At 59.7% G+C, this 20507-nt stretch carries 14 protein-coding genes, 1 tRNA gene and 1 pseudogene; 6 read left to right on the top strand and 10 right to left on the bottom strand.

What is annotated here, in order from left to right:
* Positions 1-4: 4 nt before the first annotated feature.
* Positions 5-994, bottom strand: coding sequence for a tripartite tricarboxylate transporter substrate binding protein (locus tag EAO39_RS18385; RefSeq protein ID WP_043376740.1), 990 nt, complete (start codon positions 992-994; stop codon positions 5-7).
* 650 nt (positions 995-1644) lie between these two features.
* On the opposite strand from EAO39_RS18385, the gene EAO39_RS18380 reads away from it, so the two are divergent.
* The 5 genes and pseudogenes from EAO39_RS18380 to EAO39_RS18360 all read left to right on the top strand — a co-directional run bounded on the left by EAO39_RS18380 (position 1645) and on the right by EAO39_RS18360 (position 7157).
* Complete coding sequence (locus EAO39_RS18380; protein WP_240467051.1) at positions 1645-2841, top strand: porin; 1197 nt, start codon at positions 1645-1647, stop codon at positions 2839-2841.
* Positions 2842-3027: 186 nt separating this feature from the next.
* Positions 3028-4101, top strand: a pseudogene (locus tag EAO39_RS18375) (IS3 family transposase).
* A 615-nt stretch (positions 4102-4716) separates the two neighbouring features.
* Entirely contained in the window at positions 4717-5694 is a 978-nt protein-coding gene (locus tag EAO39_RS18370; RefSeq protein ID WP_162989613.1) for a tripartite tricarboxylate transporter substrate binding protein, read from the top strand.
* Positions 5695-5718: 24 nt separating this feature from the next.
* On the top strand, positions 5719-6246 hold the full coding sequence (locus EAO39_RS18365; protein WP_043374566.1) for a cupin domain-containing protein: 528 nt from the start codon (positions 5719-5721) through the stop codon (positions 6244-6246).
* Between the two features lie 38 nt (positions 6247-6284).
* Positions 6285-7157, top strand: coding sequence for an amidohydrolase family protein (locus EAO39_RS18360; RefSeq protein ID WP_240467050.1), 873 nt, complete (start codon positions 6285-6287; stop codon positions 7155-7157).
* A 216-nt stretch (positions 7158-7373) separates the two neighbouring features.
* Here EAO39_RS18360 and EAO39_RS22735 read toward each other — a convergent pair whose 3' ends face one another.
* The 5 genes from EAO39_RS22735 to EAO39_RS18335 all read right to left on the bottom strand — a co-directional run bounded on the left by EAO39_RS22735 (position 7374) and on the right by EAO39_RS18335 (position 14444).
* Positions 7374-7526: a hypothetical protein gene (locus EAO39_RS22735; RefSeq protein ID WP_162989460.1), complete on the bottom strand. Its 153-nt coding sequence runs from the start codon at positions 7524-7526 to the stop codon at positions 7374-7376.
* 782 nt (positions 7527-8308) lie between these two features.
* Positions 8309-8398, bottom strand: a tRNA-Ser gene (locus EAO39_RS18350).
* Between the two features lie 313 nt (positions 8399-8711).
* Positions 8712-11009: an NADP-dependent malic enzyme gene (locus EAO39_RS18345; protein ID WP_120970385.1), complete on the bottom strand. Its 2298-nt coding sequence runs from the start codon at positions 11007-11009 to the stop codon at positions 8712-8714.
* Positions 11010-11176: 167 nt separating this feature from the next.
* Entirely contained in the window at positions 11177-12664 is a 1488-nt protein-coding gene (locus tag EAO39_RS18340; RefSeq protein ID WP_120970383.1) for a nucleobase:cation symporter-2 family protein, read from the bottom strand.
* Positions 12665-13268: 604 nt separating this feature from the next.
* A complete protein-coding gene (locus EAO39_RS18335) occupies positions 13269-14444 on the bottom strand; it encodes an MFS transporter (RefSeq protein WP_120970381.1) in 1176 nt (391 codons plus the stop codon).
* A gap of 126 nt (positions 14445-14570) precedes the next feature.
* Between EAO39_RS18335 and EAO39_RS18330 the strand changes: the two genes are divergently transcribed.
* Positions 14571-15560 carry a LysR family transcriptional regulator gene (locus EAO39_RS18330; protein ID WP_120970379.1) on the top strand — a complete coding sequence of 330 codons (990 nt, stop codon included), beginning with the start codon at positions 14571-14573 and terminating at the stop codon, positions 15558-15560.
* Between the two features lie 163 nt (positions 15561-15723).
* Here EAO39_RS18330 and EAO39_RS18325 read toward each other — a convergent pair whose 3' ends face one another.
* Genes EAO39_RS18325 through EAO39_RS18310 form a run of 4 tightly spaced genes read right to left on the bottom strand, consistent with a single transcriptional unit; the run spans position 15724 to position 20411 of the window.
* On the bottom strand, positions 15724-17001 hold the full coding sequence (locus EAO39_RS18325; RefSeq protein WP_120970377.1) for an ArgE/DapE family deacylase: 1278 nt from the start codon (positions 16999-17001) through the stop codon (positions 15724-15726).
* Positions 16998-18773, bottom strand: coding sequence for a 2-oxo-4-hydroxy-4-carboxy-5-ureidoimidazoline decarboxylase (uraD, locus tag EAO39_RS18320; protein ID WP_120970375.1), 1776 nt, complete (start codon positions 18771-18773; stop codon positions 16998-17000). The genes EAO39_RS18325 and uraD overlap by 4 nt, the downstream gene beginning before the upstream one ends.
* 7 nt (positions 18774-18780) lie before the next feature.
* Positions 18781-19737, bottom strand: a complete 957-nt coding sequence (gene puuE, locus EAO39_RS18315) for an allantoinase PuuE (protein WP_120970373.1) — start codon at positions 19735-19737, stop codon at positions 18781-18783.
* Entirely contained in the window at positions 19734-20411 is a 678-nt protein-coding gene (locus EAO39_RS18310; RefSeq protein ID WP_120970371.1) for a GntR family transcriptional regulator, read from the bottom strand. The genes puuE and EAO39_RS18310 overlap by 4 nt, the downstream gene beginning before the upstream one ends.
* Positions 20412-20507 lie beyond the last annotated feature (96 nt).

Genomic DNA, 20507 nt, shown 5'->3' with positions numbered 1-20507 from the left:
CCGTTTAATCGGCTTTGATGCCTGCGCCCTTAATGACGCTGGCCCAGCGCGCGGTATCTCTTTCGACAAGTTGGGTCATTTCTTGCGGTGTCGAGGATCGCGCTTCAATACCTTGCTCCGCTAGCTTTTCTTTAACGCCCGACTCCTCCAGAACTCTGGAGACATCGGCGTTGATACGCTTGATCACTGCGGAGGGGGTGCCTGTTGGAGCTGCCAGGCCTAGCCAGATTTCGCTGTCGTACTGGGGTAGGCCTACTTCTGCCATTGTTGGGACATTGGGTAGCAGGCTGGCGCGCCGGGTCCCACCTACGGCAAGCGCTCGAAGCTTACCGCTGCGAATGTGTGGCAGCAGCGAGTTGATGGCACCGAACTGAAGGTCAACCTGTCCAGCTAGCATGTCCGTGATGGCGGGGGCTGCGCCTTTGTAGGGAATGTGGGCTATATCAGTGCCTGTCATGGACTTGAAAAGCTCTGCCGAGAGATGCTGCGGACTGCCTGAGCCCGACGATGCATACGAAAGTTTCCCGGGGCTGATTTTTGCGAGAGCGACTAGCTCCTTCACAGTGGTAACCTTCAAATTTGAATTCACGACCAGCACCACGGGTACTGTGCCCAATTGCGTCACTTGGGCGAAATCGCGTGCAACAGCGTACGGAGTGTTCGGCAGCAGCATCGGGTTGATCGACATCGTGTTGTTGTTGGTTATTAGTAGCTTGTAGCCGTCAGCAGAGGCTTTGGCCACTTGGTCGGTGCCGATACTTCCTGCTGCGCCGGGCTTGTTGTCCACGATGACCGGCTGATGCCAAATTTGGCTAAGCCGCTGCCCGACTACTCGGGCGATAACGTCGTTGCTACCTGCTGGGGTGAAGGGGACGACAAGTGTGACCGGTTTTGCCGGATAGTTCTCTTGTGCAACGGCCGTATGGCCCAGGAAGGCGATGACCAAGGCTGAGGTCACACATAGCGACCGCCGGGTTAGGCTTGAGTTTTTCATGGTGTCTCCAATATCGGGCAACTAAACGTGCTCTCTGGGGATTCAAATGCTAGGAAGTCTGTTGACTGCCATCAAGCTTGAATGCTCCCTCAACCTAAGGGCGGTGGCGAAGGGAGAAGGAGTCTTTCGTTAAATGGCTCCTCCAGCTACGTTGCTCTCGGCTGAGTAGTACCTTCGTGCTGTGTGCGACGAAAAGGTTCTACGACGTAATCTTCAATTCGATGTAGCACGTTCCGGTTCACAGCCAGGGTGGGCACAAATAAATTGCTTTGTGAAGCGCAGAAGGTGCACTGCCTCATGAAATCGATAAATCAATTACGGCGCGGTTACCGAGCGCGGCCTGTCTGCACACACTGTGCTTGCCGAACTGGTGATACCTAGTGCTCAGATGGCATTGATCACTTAATCAATCCGGGTTGTTTGGGATGAATTGGGGGACACTTCTCGAGCGTTGCTTGTTTGCCTGCGACGCCTCGCAGATAAAGCGTGGCACCTCAGCCACAGTCGGGAATTTTGAACCTAGGAAATTTACTTAGATGGCTATCTAAATTGTTAGATGGCTACCTATACTTCGCAAGCCAGAGGAGCCATGTTGAATTTGAGATTCATCTGAGGATGTGGACGCTGGAAGACTGTGCTTGGGACTGCCCATGAAGATTCAAGTGCATTGTGAGGAACAGGAGTTGGGGCAAAAGGCCCCAAAAAAAATGAAGGAGACATCAATGATCGGACTGACCAAACATGCTGTGGCATGCGCGGTGTTGCTCAACGTTTGCGGAGCAGCGAACGCACAAGGAAGTGTGACCATTTATGGGCGCATGGACTCTGGTGTGGATGCCCCTCGCTCGAACGGTTCCAGCATCAATCGCCTGTATTCGGGCGGCAGCGCTGGTAGTAACCTAGGCTTCCGAGGTGTAGAGAACTTGGGAGGAGGGCTCTCAGCCGTTTTTCGCCTAGAGCAAGGCCTTAACCTCGATGAAGGTACCTTGGCCCAAGGCGGACGTGCATTCGGGCGGGAAGCATCGGTTGGCCTCAGCGATACAAGGCTCGGTACTGTGCAGATGGGGCGCGCTCCTACGCCCTACTATTTGGTCCAGAGTAATGTGGACGCCTTCATCTGGGAGGGAGCGGGTGGGCTGCTGTCGCTCACCCGAAACATCAGCTCAACGACGCAGCGACAGGTATTGCCGATGGGGGTAGCGGCTCGCCAAGATAACGCCATCAATTATGTGTCTCCGCGCTGGGGGGGGCTTGAAATACGCGGGCAGTATTCCTTTGGTGAGAAGTCCGCGACGATCGGTCGCGGTTACGGCGTATCTGGTCGTTATCAGGCTGGTAGCTTCGACCTCAATGCTGGCTTCCAGTGGCAGGAGGGGGCGGACAACGCCGGCTCGGGTAAGGTCTCGGCAATGGTGCTGGGGGGATCCTATGATGCCCGCTTCGCTAGGTTTTTCCTCGGCACGACGGTTGAGAAGAACTCCTGTAGCACCTGCACTGGTGCCATCGCTCGACTGCCAGGAACTTCCACAAGCGAATTCAGGTTGACCAACGTCGGTGTGCGCGTGCCATTTGGGTTGTTCACCGCCATTGCCCAATTCACTCGAGTTAACGACCGCTCCGACTACACCGCTTCGACCGGCAATCGCAATGCTAATTGGATTGCCTTTGGTGGTGACTATGACTTGTCTAAGCGAACGCGTCTCTACTTCGGTGCCGCTCGGATTACCAACCAGAACGGATCGCAGTACGTGCTAGGCACTGGAACTGCACAAGCTCCAGCAACGTTAGTTGGCTCGACGAATGGAAGCTCACGCAATATCTACATGGGGGTACGGCACAACTTCTGAGGGCGGCTCGTAGAGCAACCTTGCATTCTTTCAATGCTTTGCGGCGTGTAACAGACGGTAGCGGTGGAATAGCTGTTCCAGAGGCTTTGTGTCGGAGAAATTCGGTACTTTTTAAGCACTTACCAATTGGACTGCCCCTAGGCAGAGAGAGAACCCTTTCTATCTTTTGAGCATAGGAGGTAGTCCATGAGTGCGCAGATGTTTACGCCGGAATTCAAGGAAGAAGCGGTCAAGCAAGTCGCTGAGAAGGGACTCTCGGTGGCTAAAGTCGCAGTCCGTTTAGGCGTGCCTACGCATACCTTGCATAAATGGGTCAGGCCCTTATCCCCAGCCACGAGCGAGCAGCAGTCCAAAGAGCTGCTCGAAGCCAAGAGCGAGATCCTGCGTTTGCGCAGTCAGATGCGACGCATCAAAGAAGAACGGGATATCTGAAAAAAGCCGTGCGGTACTTGGCCAGGGAGCCCGGGTGAAGTACCACTTCATCAACGAGCACCGCAGCCAACATGCCATTAGCTTGATGTGCAGATTGCTGCGAGTGCCTCGTGCAGGGGTCTATGCGTGGCTACACGATCTGGCCTCAATTCACGAACATGACGACAGACGCTTGCTCAAGCTGATCCGCCATTCACTTACGCCCGGCCACGGAGTCTACGGTGCTATCCGTGCGTTTGCGGATCTGCGCGAGGCCGTGGAGCGCTGCGGTAAGCATCTCGTTGCCCGCATCATGCGCAAGCAAAAGACCAAAGCGATATGGGGCTACAAGACTCCTGGCACATTCCAGGCCAGCCTTCCATCATTGCCTCCAACCACTTGCATTGGCAGTTCACCGAGGATGCCCCAGACAAAGCGTGCGTCACTGATATCACCGTGCATCTTGGGTCTGTGGTGGCTAGCTCCTGCTGGCGCAGTACGCACGTCTGGTGAAGCAAAGGAAACCCGGTGTTGCGACGACCGGTTGAATCCGCCCAGTACAGCAGCGATGACTTCAAGCGTTTCTGCCGAGCCCATGGCCTAGCGTCCAGCATGAGTCGCCGTGGCAACTGCTGGGACAACGCCGTCGTGGAGTCTTTCTTCAGCAGCCTGAAGAAGGAGCGCGTCCGCGAGCGTATTTACAAGACCCGGGACAAAACCTGGGCCGATGTATTCGACTATATCGAGGTGATCTACAACCGGTCATGCCGCCATAGCCATCTGGGTGGAATCAGCCCTGAGGCGTTTGAGCGCACCGGACTTGTGGCTGGGATTTGCCTACCTGAATAGAAGCAGTCCACCAAAGAGTGGCCGAGTATGTCTGCCTGCCTAGGGCAGTCCAAGATGATAGCGCTGAGGCGGTTACACAAAAAGTCACAGTCTGTCGTGAACTTCTAGAAGCGTTGGCCAATAACGCCAACAGGGTAGCACGCTAGGCCGAAAAGCTCGCAGTGGATGAGGTGATGTATTTAGCCTGAGCGATCCTGACGACCGGAACACAGCGGAACGTTTTCAGCACCATGTGCGAGCAGGCGTTGTCCTTGCAAGAAGGGGACAACGCCTTTGCGCGGTGCATTCCTGATGTGATCAGTGGGACGCTGTGATGACTTCACGTCGCACTGATTTTGCATTTCGATTCGTCTAGGGGTGGCAAGGTTGGGGCGGTCTTCAACCTCAACATCAAATGGGTCTGTATGTCTCTAACTTAGTGTGAGACGTGCTGTGCGGCAGTGCGCTGGGTGTCATGGGAGTTAGTGCATGGAGCGGATGGCAGATTCCTTTTTTCGATACAGCGAATTGCCACTGCCACATTGCCGGGCGTGTGGCACCCGACCAGAATTGACTACTAAACAAATATCCGCAGTTCGTTGTTGCGGATATCGACAACCGTATAGGAGACTCTCCATGATGACCTCCCAGGCCGCAGCGGCCCTAGCCTTATCGTTAGTGTGGAGCTCTGTTCCGCTACAAGCGCAGGCACAAGCTTCGCGTGATTTTCCAAGTCGGCCTATCAGGATGGTTGTACCTTTCCCGGCTGGCGGTCCTACTGATTTGCTGGCCCGCGTCGTTGGGCAGCGTATGGGTGAATTGGTGCGCCAGCCGATCGTCGTTGACAACAAGCCAGGCGCAAATACCATCATCGGCGCTGACGTCGTTGCGAAGGCAGTGCCAGATGGATATACGCTGCTGATGGCTATCGACAATACGCTGGTGATGAATCAGTATCTCTACTCCAAGCTGCCCTACGATCCCATCAAGGACTTCGAGCCAATAGGCAAAGTAGCCACCACGCCGTTGGTCGTTATGACCAATCAGGCAGGGCCTGATTCAATGCAAGTGCTGCTGTCACGAACCAAGGCTGACCCCACTGCAATTAGCTACGGTTTTGGAACTTTCACATCCCAGCTTTCTGGTGAACTCCTCAAGCGCGTGCTAGGAAAGGATGTGGTTTCTGCGTCCTACAAGGGCAGTGCTGGGACAACCCAAGGCCTACTTTCCAAGGACATCACCTTTACTATCGACGGAATCACGACGGCCATGCCCCATTTCGCGAAGGGCACGTTAAAGCCGTTGGCTCGTCTGAGCGCAAAACCCATCCCCTCGCTGCCGGCCGTGCCGTCTATGTCCGATGTGGGTATCAAGCTGCCCGATATCGATGTATGGATGGCGTTGCTGGCGCCAAAGGGAACTCCGGCCGCCGTGGTGGAAAAGCTTAACCAGGCGCTGATGCAGGCCCTTGCCTCGAAGGACGTACAGGAAAAGCTCCTGGGCGCTGGCCTGATGGCGGACGTCAGCTCGCCACAGGCGCTGCGAAGTTTTATGGCCTCGGAAGCGGCGCGCTGGCGTCCGGTCATCGCGGAAGCCGGCATCAGGATCGATTGAATCTCACCACGAAGGTATTTCACCATGAGCATCACCACCCCCCAGTCCCAAAGCTTCGCACCGATCGTCCATAGCGCCGCCGAATGGCGCGCGGAGATGGCTCGCCTTTCCAAGCCGGGCCAACCCAGCTTCTTTCATATCCGTGCCCAACTGCCGAAAGAGGGGCGGACTAATCAGGTGCTGGGCGCCTCGCGCTACATGAACGTGGTGCTTAAGACCTATGCCAGCGGGGGAGAGAACGAGATCCACGCCCATTCCAATGAAGACCATGTGTTCGTTGTCCTGCAGGGCGGCGCAGTGTTCCACGGGCCTAACGGCGAAACGCGTGAGGTCGGCAAGAACGACTGCGTTCTGCTGCCGGCCGGAGCTTTCTACTGGTTCCAGGCCAAAGAAGGCGAGGGTGCCCTAGTGATGCTGCGCATCGGCGCGCACATCGATCCCAGCAGCGACGTGCTCGCGCGCATCGACCTCGCAGGAAAGCCTTTCGACGGCTATTCGGAGAGGAACAAGGAGGTGCCGGTGGTGCTCCATGAGGACAAGGTCTTTGAGTGACCGCCCTCCTTCTAACAACGACTATGCAAGCGCCTGAGATGATTCCACTGTGCCAGCCTCCCTATCCTGTTGCTCGCAAGCCTCGGCTGATCTGCCCGCCGGGTACGGCGGACTGCCATGTGCATGTCTACGGTCCTGCCGAGCGCTATCCCGTCGCCCCAACGCGTGCTTTCGATGTGCCCGAGGCCCTGCCCAGCCAACTGCGGGCGCTGCACGACGTCCTGGGTGTCCAGCGCCTAGTCCTCGTGCAGCCCAGTGGCTACGGCACTGACAACCGGCGCCATCTGGATGCGATGGCCGATATGGGGCGGCCGACGCGCGCCATCGTCACGCTGCGTGCTGATGTGCCGGACGTCGAACTGGACCGTATGCATGAAGCTGGAGTGCGCGGCGTGCGCTACAACATTGGCCATGCTGGCGCAGTGCCAGTGTCCGAGATGCCCGTGCTTGCGGCACGCATAGCTCGCTTGGGCTGGCATGTCCAGCTACATGTCATGGATGACGAGGGGCGCGCCCTTCTTGCCGAGATGGAGTCGACGCTGCGCGAATTATCCACGGATGTCGTGATTGACCACATGGGCTCGCTCAGGCCAAGCGAGGGCCTGGGACAGCCCGGATTCCAGTCTTTGCTGAGGCTGGTCGATACAGGGCGTTGCTGGGTCAAACTTTCCTGCGGCTACCGCATGTCGGCCTTGCCGCCGCCCTACGAAGACATGCTGCCCTATGTGCAGGCGCTGCTGGCTGCCCGGCCAGACCGTCTGGTATGGGGCAGCGACTGGCCGCACGTTTCGTTCAAGGGCCGTATGCCCAATACAACGGACCTGCTGGACCAGATGCTGGCCTGGGTGCCCGAAGAGGCGCAGCGCCAGCGGATCTTGGTGCGCAACCCTGAGCACCTCTACGGGTTCTGAGTAGTTCGGACTGTAGCCGCTGGTCTGAACTCTCATAAAACTACATGAGAGCCATATCCATGCTCTGACTTCGGGGGATTTCGGGGGATGCAGATGAAATCTTGGATTACTGAGAGGTAGTTCATGTATTCATACGAAGCTCGAATCCGAGCGGTGACGTTGTACATCAAGCTTGGCAAACGAGTCGCAGCAGCCATGCTGCAGGTGGGGTGTGGTTCAGTCGGCGGTGGTCCACCCGCCATCGATCAGCAATGCGGAGCCGGTCACCATCGCGGCGGCATCGCTGGCCAGGTAGATGAGCCCGCCCAGCACGTCGTCCAACTGCGCATCGGTTGCCCTGACGAGCTGTCTGTCGGTAATGTGTTGCAACAGGCTGCTAAAAAAGACCTCCATTTGGTTGGATGAAATCGACTGGGCATAGGGCGGCCTTGTTTGTCGTATTTCAGGTTCAGCAGATGGCGTTGTGCTGCTACCTAAATACTCCTCAAAACAAAAAAGAAGCGATGTGCGTCCTCTTGGACTGCATCGTTTCTTTGAGATCGGCCCGCCTCAGATGGGGCCAGCATCCACGCACTTAGGGCGTTGAATGGGCTGCTGCCTGCACTTGATGGTCGTTGTCCGCTGCACATCAGCGATCGCCTATGTTCGCACGCCGCTGAATGCTTCCGGGTCACTCAATCGCACACTCAGTTAGCTGCATTGGGTCGGGGCCGGAAGTTCGCAACGCCGCATAGTGGTCTTTCGGAATGCCGCCGGAAGGCCCTGCGATGCCGAGGCCACTTTCCTGGTGAAACCTGACACCGCATCGACGCAGCTGCATTCGCCCGAATGACAGCGATGCAGCCGACGCCGTGAGCCTGGCCGCCAACGCCGATCGGCCGCACCCGCTGAACACAAGCTATCGGTCGTCAAAGCTCCGATGACGCCAATGGTCGCATGCTGCCGCTGGTCAACTCAAGCATGACTAGGTAGCTTCGAGCGGAATGGAAGTCAGCGATGACCGGCATCCGCGGGAAGCGCACATCCTTGCTCTGGTCCAGATCAGTGTGATTCGGTTGGAATCAAGTGCAAATTTGATGGTAGATGGGATGGTAGATGTTTTTGCGATAAAAACAAAAAAGCCCTTGAAAACAAGGGCTTAGTTGTTTTTGTGGCGGAGGCTGTGAGATTCGAACTCACGGAAGGATCACTCCTTCGGCAGTTTTCAAGACTGCTGGTTTAAACCACTCACCCAAACCTCCGGATGCGCCGATTCTACACAAGGATTGTGAGCAAACTTGCAATTCGGTGCATTTGAAGCGCCGTTCAGTGGGTTGCAACTTTTGCTATTGAAAATATAGCGTAATGCGTATGTATTTATTGCGCTAAAGCCTATTTCTTTGAAGTTCTATAACTGGCATCAAGCTGGATGGCCGTGCAGGCCGTGCTCAGTTGCTGCGCCATGCCTTGCCTGAGTTGGCGGTTCAGCGATCCTGGTTTCAGTGCCCAACGAAAAAACGCCCCGAAGGGCATTTTGTTTTGAGCAGGTGTCAAACCCGCTTTGCCAGTTAGGCGTCAGGCACGCAAGGTGATGGCCTGTGCCGCAGCCAGAGCCGTCATGTTGACAACGCGGCGCACGGTGGAGGAGGGGGTGAGCACGTGGGCCGAGGCTGCGCCACCCATGAGGATGGGGCCGATGGTGGTGCCGTGGCCGCCGGTGGTCTTGAGCACGTTGAACAGAATGTTCGCTGCGTCCAGATTGGGGCAGATCAGCACATTGGCTTCGCCGTGCAGGCTGGAGTCCAGCAGCGAACGGTTACGCACTTCGGGCGAGAGGGCTGCGTCGCCGTGCATTTCGCCATCGCATTCGATGCCGGGGTTGGCGGCAGCGAAGATGTCGCGGGCAGCGCGCATCTTGCGGGCGGAACCACGGGTCGAGGAGCCGTAGTTGCTGTGCGAGAGGAAGGCAACCTTGGGTGGCAGGCCGAAGCGGGCCACTTCATCGGCAGCCATCTTGGCGATTTCGGCCAGCTCTTCGGCTGTCGGATCTTCGTTGATATAGGTATCAGCGATGAACAGGGTGCCGGATTCAAGCATGACGGCGTTGACCGTGGCGAATTCGTTGGCGCCTTGCTTGAGGCCCAGTACATCTTGCAGATGCATCAGGTGGCTGTCGAAGCGACCGACCAGACCGCAGAGCATGGCATCGGCATCACCCAGATGCACCATCAGCGCGGCGATCAGGGTGTTGGAGCGGCGCACGGCAGCCTTGGCAGCCTCGGGCGTCACGCCATCGCGGCCCATGAGCTTGTGGTAGGTTTCCCAGTACTGGCGGAAGCGTGGGTCATCTTCTGGGTTGCAGATTTCCACGTCCTTGCCGGGCACGATGCGCAGACCGGCCTTGGCAATGCGGGCTTCAATGACGGCGGGACGGCCGATCAGGATGGGCTTGGCCAGGCCGTCGTCCACTGCCACTTGCACGGCGCGCAGCACGCGCTCGTCTTCACCTTCGGCATAGGCCACGCGTTGCTGGTTGGCCTTGGCGGCAGCAAACACGGGGCGCATGAACATGCTGGTCTGGTAGACGAAGCGAGTCAGGCTTTCGCGGTAGGCGGCGATGTCTTCGATGGGGCGGGTGGCCACACCGGATTCGGCGGCTGCCTGGGCCACGGCAGGAGCGATACGCAGAATCAGGCGCGTATCGAAAGGCGTGGGGATCAGGTAGTCGGGGCCGAAGGTCAGTTCCTTGCCCTGGTAGGCGGCGGCGACTTCATCGCTGACGTCTTGCTTGGCCAGTGCGGCGATTTCGCGCACGCAGGCCAGCTTCATGGCTTCGGTGATCTTGGTGGCGCCGCAATCGAGGGCACCACGGAAGATGTAGGGGAAGCACAGGACGTTGTTGACCTGGTTGGGGTAGTCCGAGCGGCCGGTGGCCATAATGCAATCCGGACGAATGGCCTTGGCCAGTTCGGGGCGGATTTCAGGCTCGGGGTTGGCCAGGGCCAGGATGATTGGCTTGTCGGCCATGGTCTTGACCATGTCGGCCGTCAGCACGCCAGGGGCGGAGCAGCCCAGGAAGACATCGGCGCCATCCACGGCATCGGCCAGTGTGCGGGCTTCGGTCTTTTGAGCGTACTGGGCCTTGGATGCGTCCAGACCGCCGGGGCGGCCTTCATAGATCACGCCCTTGGAGTCGCACATGAAGACGTTTTCACGCTTGATCCCCAGGCCCACCATGACGTTCACGCAGGCAATGGCGGCAGCGCCGGCGCCGGAGACGGCGACCTTCACCGCGCCGATTTCCTTGCCCACCAGTTCCAGGCCGTTCAACAGGGCGGCGCTGGAGATGATGGCCGTGCCGTGCTGGTCGTCATGGAACACGGGAATGTTCATGCGCTTGGACAGCTCTTGCTCGATATAGAAGCACTCTGGCGCCTTGATGTCTTCAAGGTTGATGCCGCCCAGGGTGGGCTCCATGGCCGCAATGATGTCGATGAGCTTATCGGGGTCGCGCTCGGCCAGTTCGATGTCGAACACGTCCACGCCGGCAAACTTCTTGAACAGGCAGCCTTTGCCTTCCATCACGGGCTTGGAGGCCAGAGGGCCGATATCGCCCAGGCCCAGCACGGCGGTGCCGTTGGTGATCACGCCCACCAAGTTGCCGCGTGCGGTGTACTCGGAGGCGGTGGAAGGATCGGCTTCGATATCCAGGCAGGGGTAGGCCACGCCGGGCGAGTAGGCCAGCGACAGATCGCGCTGGTTGGACAGAGGCTTGGTGGGCGTGACGGAAATCTTGCCCTTGACGGGGCTGCGGTGGTATTCGCGGGCCGCATCGCGCAGGGCTTGTTCGGCGGTGGACAGGTTTTGTGTCATACGAAAAATATCAGCAAGTGGCGTCTCTGAGCTTACCGGATGGCGAGAAGGTTTTGGGTCAGGTCAGTTTTGCCCGAAGTGCACTGACAACAAACCCCCTGGCGCTATGCACTGCGACAGGGGGCGGGCTGGCGGGTAAGCCAGCGGTTCCTAAACTAGGCTGCAGCTCAGTGGGCGTCAGCCTGGCGCGCTGCGTTGATGGCAGCGCTGTTGTCTTTGGCGGCCCCATTGAAGAAAAGATTCAGTGCCACAGCGGTAATCGAAGCCAGCAGGATACCGGATTCAATCAGCGGATGGATGGAATGGGGCATCCATTGACGGAAATTAGGCGCAACCAAGGGAATCATTCCTACACCGATGGACACGGCCACGATCATGGCGTTGTGCTTGTTGTTGCGGAAGTCGACGTTGGACAGGATGCGGATGCCGGTGGAGGCCACCATGCCGAACATCACCAGACCTGCGCCGCCCAGCACCACGGTGGGCAGGGATTCGATCAGCGCGCCCATCTTGGGCAGCACGCCCAGCACGATGAGGATGGCGCCACCGGCCACGCAGACCCAGCGGCTCATCACGCCCGTCACGGCCACCAGGCCCACGTTTTGCGAGAAGCTGGTGTAGGGGAAGGTGTTGAAGATGCCGCCGATCAGCGTGCCGAGGCCGTCGGTGCGCAGACCGCGGGTCAGATCGTCCTGCGTGATTTCGCGCTTGGTCATGTCGCCCAGGGCCAGGAACATGCCGGTCGATTCAATCATCACCACCACCATCACCAGGCTCATGGTCAGGATCATGATGGGGTCGAACACGGGCATGGCGATGTCAAAGGGCAGGATCAGTGTGAACCATTCGGCCTTGGCAACCTTGTCGAAGTTCATCAGACCCATGGCGACCGAGATCACGCCGCCGATCAAGATGCCCAGCAGCACCGAGATGTTGGCGATAAAGCCCTTGGCAAAGCGTGCGATCAAGAGGATGGAGATCAGCACCACGGCCGATACGGCGGCGCCGCTCAGGTCTGCGTACTTGGGGTTGGGCACGGTGGGCAGCACCGAGAAACCCTTGGGCACGGCAGGCAGCGAGGAGCCGGGGGCGCCCGCCATGGCTTGCGCTTCGGCCAGCCACTTCAGGTGTTCGGGGTTGGGCACGCTGGGAGCTGTCGGGCCTACGGGGTTGCCGAAGATCCAGTTGATACCCACGCGCATCAGGCTGATGCCGATGACGGCAATGATGGTGCCGGTCACGACGGGCGGGAAGAAGCGCAGCATGCGACTGATGGCCGGGGCGATGATGATGGACACCACGCCCGCGCCTATCACCGAACCGAAGATCAGCCCCGCTCCTGCGTTGCCGCCGGTGGACTGGGCAATCGCCACCATGGGAGCCACGGAGGCAAAGGTCACGCCCATCATGACGGGCAGCTTGATACCGAACCACTGGGTTGCGCCCATGGCCTGGATCAGGGTGACCAGACCGCAGACGAACAAGTCGGCCGAGATCAGATGCGCCACCTGTTCAGGCGGCAGGTTGAGGGCACGGCCCACGATCAGCGGAACGGCCACGGCGCCCGCATACATGACGAGCACGTGTTGCAGGCCGAGTGCGGTGAGCTTGCCGGCTGGCAAGACTTCATCCACGGGATGCACGGTTGATGTCATAAAACTTATCTCCTCACTCCGTATTGGGATCAGGTTTGCGCACGAATGTCGTACTCGCTGCAATCCATACAAAAAGTGTATACAGGTCATAACGGCGAACAACTACCGGTAAACCCTGCTTAAAAATCCCGTTGCGGCGCAAACGTCAAGCTATATGCGTTTGCTGCATAACCATGGCAATCAAATGGCTGTTGCTATTGAAATGAAAGCACGTTACGCAGATTCATAGCGATTTTTTATCGAAATTAAGTTTGGATATGAAATGCAGCAAGCGCTTGGCGCTCTTTTATTCATAGCAAACATTGCGCCATATGCAATTTCCGGTGAATAAGGCCCGCTTATGCGGATGAAAGTTGGGGCAGTTGAAACCTGCTGTGTCTAAAAGCCCATGCTCCTGAATGCACGCGTTGGCATGATTGCATTGATCGGGCCCACTGAAAACTCGGTAAATGCCCTGAATTGATGCGGTGAAACGCATAAGCACGGTTTCAAGGGATGAGGTGCTGCATTGAGGTGACTGCGCTCTGCCGCGCTGCGATGAAGGCCCAGGCAAAAAAAGCGCGGCTTGCACCAGGCAAACCGCGCTGAATTCGCACCGGGGAGTTCAGGCCAGTGCCGGACCTGTCTGGCAAGCGCTGCTCTGTCTGGGTGTGGCCGCAGCCAGGGCCAGGCCGGCGGCTGCCAGAGCCGTGGCAGCCCAGGCAATCGATGTGAGGTTCAGGCCGTGGCTGATGACCGCACCGCCCAGCCAGGCGCCCAGGGCGTTGCCCACATTGAAGCTGGCGATATTGAGACTGGAGGCCAGATTGGAGGGGCTGCCTTCGGTGGCCTGCAGCACATACATCTGCATGGGAGCCACGGTGGCGAAAGCGGCAATGCCCAGCACCAGCACATAAAGCATGGCCACGGCGGCCTGGTCAAAGGCCCAGCGTCCGGCAAGCAGCACCAATAGCAGGGCGGCAAGCGAGACCAGCAGCGCGTGCCGCGTGCCAAAGCGGTCGGCCAGCTTGCCGCCTGCGTGGTTGCCCAGGGCCAGGCCCGCACCGAACAGCAGCAAAGTGGCGGCGACCCATTGGTTGTCCATATGCGTCACCTGGGTCAACAGCGGCTCTATATAGGTATAGAGCGCAAACACCCCGGCAAAGCCGATGACGGTAATCGCCAGGCCCAGCCACAGCTGGGGCTTGCGCAGCACGGCCAACTCCTGCGCCAGACTTTGCGGGCCGGATGCGGCAATCTGGCGCGGCACCAGCAGCGCCACAATGCCCATGGCCAGCACGCCGATGATGGAGACGGCCACAAAAGCCATGCGCCAGCCGAAGTGCTGACCAATCCAGGCACCAGCAGGCACGCCCAGCAAGGTGGCCAGCGTCAGGCCCGAGAACATCAGCGCAATCGCCGATGCTTTCTTCTCCGGCGCCACCAGCCCTGTGGCCACCACGGCACCGACGCCAAAGAAAGTGCCATGGGTCAGCGAAGTCAGCAAGCGTGCGGCCAGCAGCCATTCATAGCTGGTGGCGAATGTCGCCGCTACGTTGCCGGCGATGAAGATGGCCAGTAGCGCCAGCAGCAGGCGCTTGCGAGGCCATTGGCGGGTCAGCAGGGTGAGCACGGGCGCGCCCACGGCCACGCCCAGGGCATAGCCGGAGATCAGCGTGCCCGCCGTGGGAATGGAGATCTGCAAATCCTGGCTGACCTGGGTGAGCAGACCCATGATGATGAATTCCGTGGTGCCGATGCCGAAGGCTCCGGCGGCCAAGGCAAGCAAGGCGGCTGGCATGAAAGTCCTTTGAGAATATTCCGAGAAGGACTGCACTGTGAACCTTCCGAGTGACTGGCGGTAGCCCGTCGCCTGGAAATGCATTTGTTCCTTCATGGAATTAATGGAGTGAATACCATCTTGCTTATGCCGAAATCAAACCCCGTTTTTCCGCCATTGGCTCCGCTCGCACAAGCTGCCGGGCTGGAGATCAACCGCTTTGCCGAGCTGCAGACCTTTGTGCAGGTTGCCCAGCTGGGCAGCTTTTCTGCGGCGGCACGTGCGCGCGACGTCTCGCCGTCGGCGGTCAGCAAGATCGTGGCGCGGCTGGAGGCCCGCTTGGGTGTGCAGCTGCTGCGCCGCAGCACCCGGCGGCTGGAGTTGACGGCGGAAGGCGAGCAATTGCTGGAGAGCGGCAAGCAGCTGCTGACGGACTGGATGGCGCTCGAGTCCTCCATCACCCAGCAGGGCCAGCCTACGGGCGTGGTGCGTATCAATGCCAGCTCCACCACGGGGCAGCGCTTGCTGGTGCCCCTGGTCTCCCGCCTCATGGAGACCTGGCCCGGCCTGCAACTGGATCTGAGTTTTACCGACCAGGTAGTGGATTTGATAGCGGCACGCGCAGATATTGCCTTGCGTTGGGGGCAATTACCATCTTCAGACGTGGTGGCTCGCCGCCTGGGGCGTACGCGCCAGGTGATTGTGGCTTCGCCAGCCTATCTGGCGCGGCGCGGAACGCCGCAGCATCCCGATGATCTGGCACAGCATGTGCGCATAGGCTGGAATTACCCGCGTGCCGTGCCCCACTGGCCGTTTGTGATCGACGGCCAAAAGCGGGCCGTGAGCATGGGCGAGGTGTTGCGTGTCAACGATGGCGAGGCCATGTGTGCGCTGGCGCTGGCAGGTGCCGGTCTGGCACGTCTGTCGCTGTACCACGCCTGGGATGATTTGCATGCCGGGCGGCTCAAGGGGGTGCTGGAAGACTTCAACTGTGGCGATCTGGAGCCCATACATGCCGTGTATGTAGGCAAGCCGGGTCAGTTGCCCACGCGTACCCGGGCCGTGCTGGATTTTCTGCAGCAGCATGTGGATTTGAGTCACGCGGAAATCTGGCCGGCTGCGCTGCGGGAGCGCTAAAAAACAAAGCCCGGAAAACCGGGCTTGTGAAAAGAGCACAGACCTTCAAACAGGCATGCCTCGAGTGAGAGGCAGCAAGCAAAGGCCGCCCTGCGGCGATGCTGCCGTCCCCTTTGGGGGGAAGCGGCGGGGCCGCCTAGGCGGAGCCGCTCAGGGGGAAACCTTACGCCGTCAGATCCACCAGCGAACGGGCCACCACCTTGGTGGCGCGGCGCAGGTCTTCCAGCACCAGACGCTCGTCGGAGCGCTTGGCGTGCGATTCCAGCACGGTGCGGGGGCCGGCGCCGTAAATCACGCCGGGAATGCCGCGCTCGACATACAGGCGCACGTCGGTGTACAGGGGCGTGCCCACTGCAGGGGGCTTTTCGCCGAAGATGGCTTCGCCGTGGGTCTGGATGGCGTCCACCAGAGGCTTGTTGCCGTCCAGAGGCGTCATGGCGTTGGCCAGCAGCAGGCGCTTGATGTCCACGCGCACAGCGTCTTCACCGGTGTAGCCGCCCTGGGTGTTGAAGTCGGCAATGGCCTGGGCGATCACGGCGCGGATGCTGGCTTCGACTTCCACGGGGTTCTCTTCGGGAATCATGCGGCGGTCGATCTTGAGCATGACCTTGCCGGGCACCACATTGGTGTTGGTGCCGCCGTCAATGCGGCCGATGTTCAGATAGGGGTGCTTGATGCCAGGCACTTGCGAAGTGACTTGCTTGTACTTGGTGTTTTCTGCGTACAGAGCGTTCATCAGCACCACGGCGGCTTGCAGGGCGTCCACACCGGTGTGGGGCACGGCGGCGTGGGCCATCTTGCCTTGCACGGTGATTTCCATCTGCAGGCAGCCGTTGTGGGCAGTCACGACTTCGTAGCTGAAGCCGGCGGCAATCATCAGATCGGGCTTGGTCAGGCCTTTTTCCAGCAGCCAGCCGGGGCCCATCAGGCCGCCGAACTCTTCGTCATAGGTGTAGTGCAGTTCAACTGCGCCCTTGACTGGCTTGGCCACGGCTTCCAGGGCACGCACGGCGTAGGTGAAGCTGGCAAAGTCGCTCTTGCTCACGGCAGCGGCGCGGCCGTAAAGCTTGCCGTCCTCGATCTCGGCGCCATAGGGGTTCTTGCTCCAGCCTTCGCCTGGAGGCACCACGTCGCCGTGGGCGTTCAGGGCAATGGTCTTGCCGCCGTCACCATACTGGCGGCGCACGATCAGATTGGTGATGGACTCCATGCCGTAGGCCTTCACATCGGCTTCGGGCACCACATGCTTTTCGGCATCAAAGCCAAAGGTCTTGATCAGCTCGGCCGTGCGCTCGGCGTGGGGCGCATTGTTGCCTGGAGGCGTATCGGTAGGCACTTGCACCATGGCTTGCAGAAAGCGCACTTCTTCGTCGAAATGCTGATCAATCCATGCGTCGATGGCGGCGTAAGTGGCTTGCTTGTCTTGGTTCATATTGGTCATTGCTGTTCTTGAGCCAGTTGATGAAGGACGTGAGTGAAGGCATCCACCGACAGTTGCATGTCGTCGGAGGTGGAAGACTCCAGCGGGTTGTGGCTGATGCCGGCGTTCAGGCCGCGCACGAACAGCATGGCCTGGGGCATGATTTCGTGTAGCTTCATGGCATCGTGGCCGGCGCCGCTGGGCATGCGGAACAAGGGCACACCCAGGGCATCCACGGCGTTTTCCCAGCGCTTTTGCCATTCGGGTGCGCTGGGAGCAGCGGCAGCCTTCATGGACAGATCGGTGGTGAAGCGCAGGCCGCGGCGCTCGGCGATGGCTGCCATCTCGGCCATGATGTCGTTGATCATGGCGTCGCGCTGCTCGTTGGTAGGGGCGCGCAGATCCAGCGAGAACTGGCAGCGGCCGGGCACCACGTTGACCGAACCCGAGGGCACGTTCAGCTGGCCGATGGTGGCCACGCTGTCGCCATCCTGGCCGGCACGCTTTTCTATATACAGCGACAGCTCGGCCACACCGGCGGCAGCGTCGCGGCGGCGGTCCATGGGCGTGGTGCCGGCGTGGCTGGCCATGCCGATGAACTCGCAGACGTAGCGGGCGCTGCCGTTGATGGAGGTGACGATGCCCAGAGGAATGTCCAGCTCGTTGAGCACCGGGCCCTGCTCGATATGCACTTCGATGAAGCCCAGGTACTTGGCGGGATCGCGCTCCAGCTTGGGGATGTCGTCAATGCACAGACCGGCATGCAGCATGGCTTCGCGCAAGGTGATGCCGTCGGCATCCTTTTGCTCCAGCCATTCCTGCTTGAAGTCGCCCACCAGAGCACCGGAGCCCAGGAAGGTGGCCTTGTAGCGCTGGCCTTCTTCTTCGGCAAAGCCCACCACTTCGATGTTGAAGGGCAGACGCTTGCCCTGCTTGTGCAGCTGCTGCACGCAGGCCATGGGCACGAAGATGCCCAGACGGCCGTCGTACTTGCCGCCGTTGCGCACGGTGTCGTAGTGGCTGCCGGTCAGCAGGGTCTTGGCGCCTTCGGTGGCAGCCTTGTAGCGGCCCACCACATTGCCCACGGCGTCGATTTCGACTTCGTCAAAGCCGACTTCGCGCATCCAGTGGCTGATGCGCTGGGCGCAGGCACGGTGGGCGTCGGTCAGATAGGTGACGGTGAGCTGGCCTTTTTCGGCATAGCCGGGGTCGCTGTGGGTGGCCAGGCGTTCCTGCCAATCCCAGACCTCGTTGCCATCCACGGGCTGGTAGCCGAACTTGTCGTTCAGGCGGATTTCGGCAATGCGGTGAATATTGCGCAGTGCTTCGGCTTGTTCGTAGGCCGGGTGATTGAAGATGCGGCGCTCGAAGGTCGCCATGATCTCGGCCTTGGACAGGCCTGCACCGCGCGGACCGCGTACCGCCAGGATGAAGGGGAAACCAAAGCGCTGGCCGTATTCTGCGTTGAGCTTGCGGATGTGCTCCAGCTCTTCGGGCGTGCAGTTGGTCAAACCCGCCTTGGTCTGCTCATTGGTCGATTCGGCCGTGAGCGTGTTGGTCTCCATCTGCTTGCCGGCCAGCTCCGGGTGAGCGCGGATCAGATCAAGCTTGGACTGCTCGCTGGCCTCGGCCAGCACCTGGGCCATGGCGTGCTTGATATGGGCCATGGATTTGAAAGGGCGCTGCTCCAGCGCCTTGGCGGCAATCCAGGGCGAATGCTCGTACAGACCGTCGAGCAGTTCGGTGGCGGTGGCCGCATCTGCGGCGTTCAGTTGTTCCAGCGTCAAAGCCATGTCGCTATCAATCCTTGCAAGGGAAACGCTCTGCCCAGTGGCGAGCCAAATCAATACGGCGGCACACCCACACCTTGTCGTGCTGTTGGATGTGATCGAGGAAGCGCTGCAGCGCCGTGATGCGGCCGGGGCGACCCAGCAGGCGGCAGTGCATGCCTATGCTCATCATCTTGGGGGCATCGTCGCCGTTGGCATCGCCTTCGGCGTACAGGACATCGAAGGTGTCCTTCAGATACTGGAAAAACGGGTCGGCATACGAGTAGCCCTGGGGCAGGGCAAAGCGCATGTCGTTGCAGTCCAGGGTGTAGGGCACGATCAGCTGGTTGCGGGTGCTGCCGTCGCTCTTGCCTACCTTCATCCAGAACGGCAGGTCGTCGCCGTAGTAGTCGCTGTCGTAGCTGAAGCGGCCGTTGTCGGCCACGATACGGTGGGTGTTGGGGCTGTCGCGGCCGGTATACCAGCCCAGGCCGTGGTCGCCGTCGTGGCCGTACAGCTCGCCGAAGATTTCCAGGCATTGGTCCATGTGGGCGCGTTCCACCTCGGCAGGCACGCCCTGGTAGTGAATCCACTTGAGGCCGTGGCAAGCCACTTCATGGCCTAGCTCGGCAAAGGCCTGGGCCAGCTCGCGGTGCTTTTGCAGGGCGGTGGCCACGCCAAACACCGTCAGCGGCAGGCCGCGTTTTTCAAACTCGCGCAGGATGCGCCACACGCCAGCGCGCGAGCCGTATTCATAAATGCCTTCCATGCTCATATGGCGCTCTGGGTAGGCGGCCGGATTGAACATTTCAGACAAAAACTGCTCGCTGGCCGGATCACCGTGCAGCACGCAGTTCTCACCGCCTTCTTCGTAATTGAGCACAAATTGCACGGCCACGCGGGCCTTGCCAGGCCATTGCGGGTGCGGTGTGTGGCGACCGTAGCCAAGCAGGTCGCGGGGATAGGAGGCGGTGGCGTCGTAAATCATGGTGCGAGAGAGGAAAGAGCCATCGATAAATCGTTCGTTGGCAAATCGCGGTCGAAGGTCAGGCCTGCTTCCACGTGGTCTAAGTGCTGCTGCATCAGCAGCACGGCATGGTCGGCATCGCCATCGGCCAGTGCGGTCACGATCTCGGCGTGCTCGTCATGCGAGTGTTCTGCAGCGGTGCTGGACTGGTACATCAGCGTGATCAGTGCGCAGCGGGAAATCAGCTCTCCCAGCAACTGGGCCAGCACCTCGTTGCCCATCAGCTCGGCCATGCGCACGTGAAAGTCGCCCAGCAGCTCGGTGCGCTGGCCCACGTCCTCGGACTCCATGGCTTTTTTCTCGGCGGCCACGTGCTGCTTGAGGGCGCGAATCTTGGCCGTAGTGCGTTGGGCCACAAAGCTGCGCACCATCTCGGCTTCCAGCATGCGGCGCACGGCAAACACCTGGCGGGCCTCGTCGACCGAAGGGGTGGCCACAAAGGCGCCGCGTGCGGGTTCAAGGCGGATCAAGCGGTTTTGCGAGAGCTGAAACAGAGCCTGGCGTACCAGGGTGCGCGAGACGCCGAAGTGATCGGCCAGCTTTTGTTCGGCCAGCTTGGTGCCAGGCATCAGTCGGTGTTCGACGATGGCCTTGGTCAGGCTTTCGACAATGAAACTGGTGGTGGAAGTTTCCATGAGGCTCATCATAGCGGTGAAGAATAAGTTTTGTATACAATTTCTGTAGACCGGACTTGGCGTTTTTCCCTAGTAGCGGGTTCCGGAATACCTTGA

The sequence above is a fragment of the Comamonas sp. lk genome, assembly GCF_900564145.1.
Classification (GTDB): Bacteria; Pseudomonadota; Gammaproteobacteria; order Burkholderiales; family Burkholderiaceae_C; genus Comamonas.
This window is presented reverse-complemented; position numbering and strand designations above follow the sequence as displayed.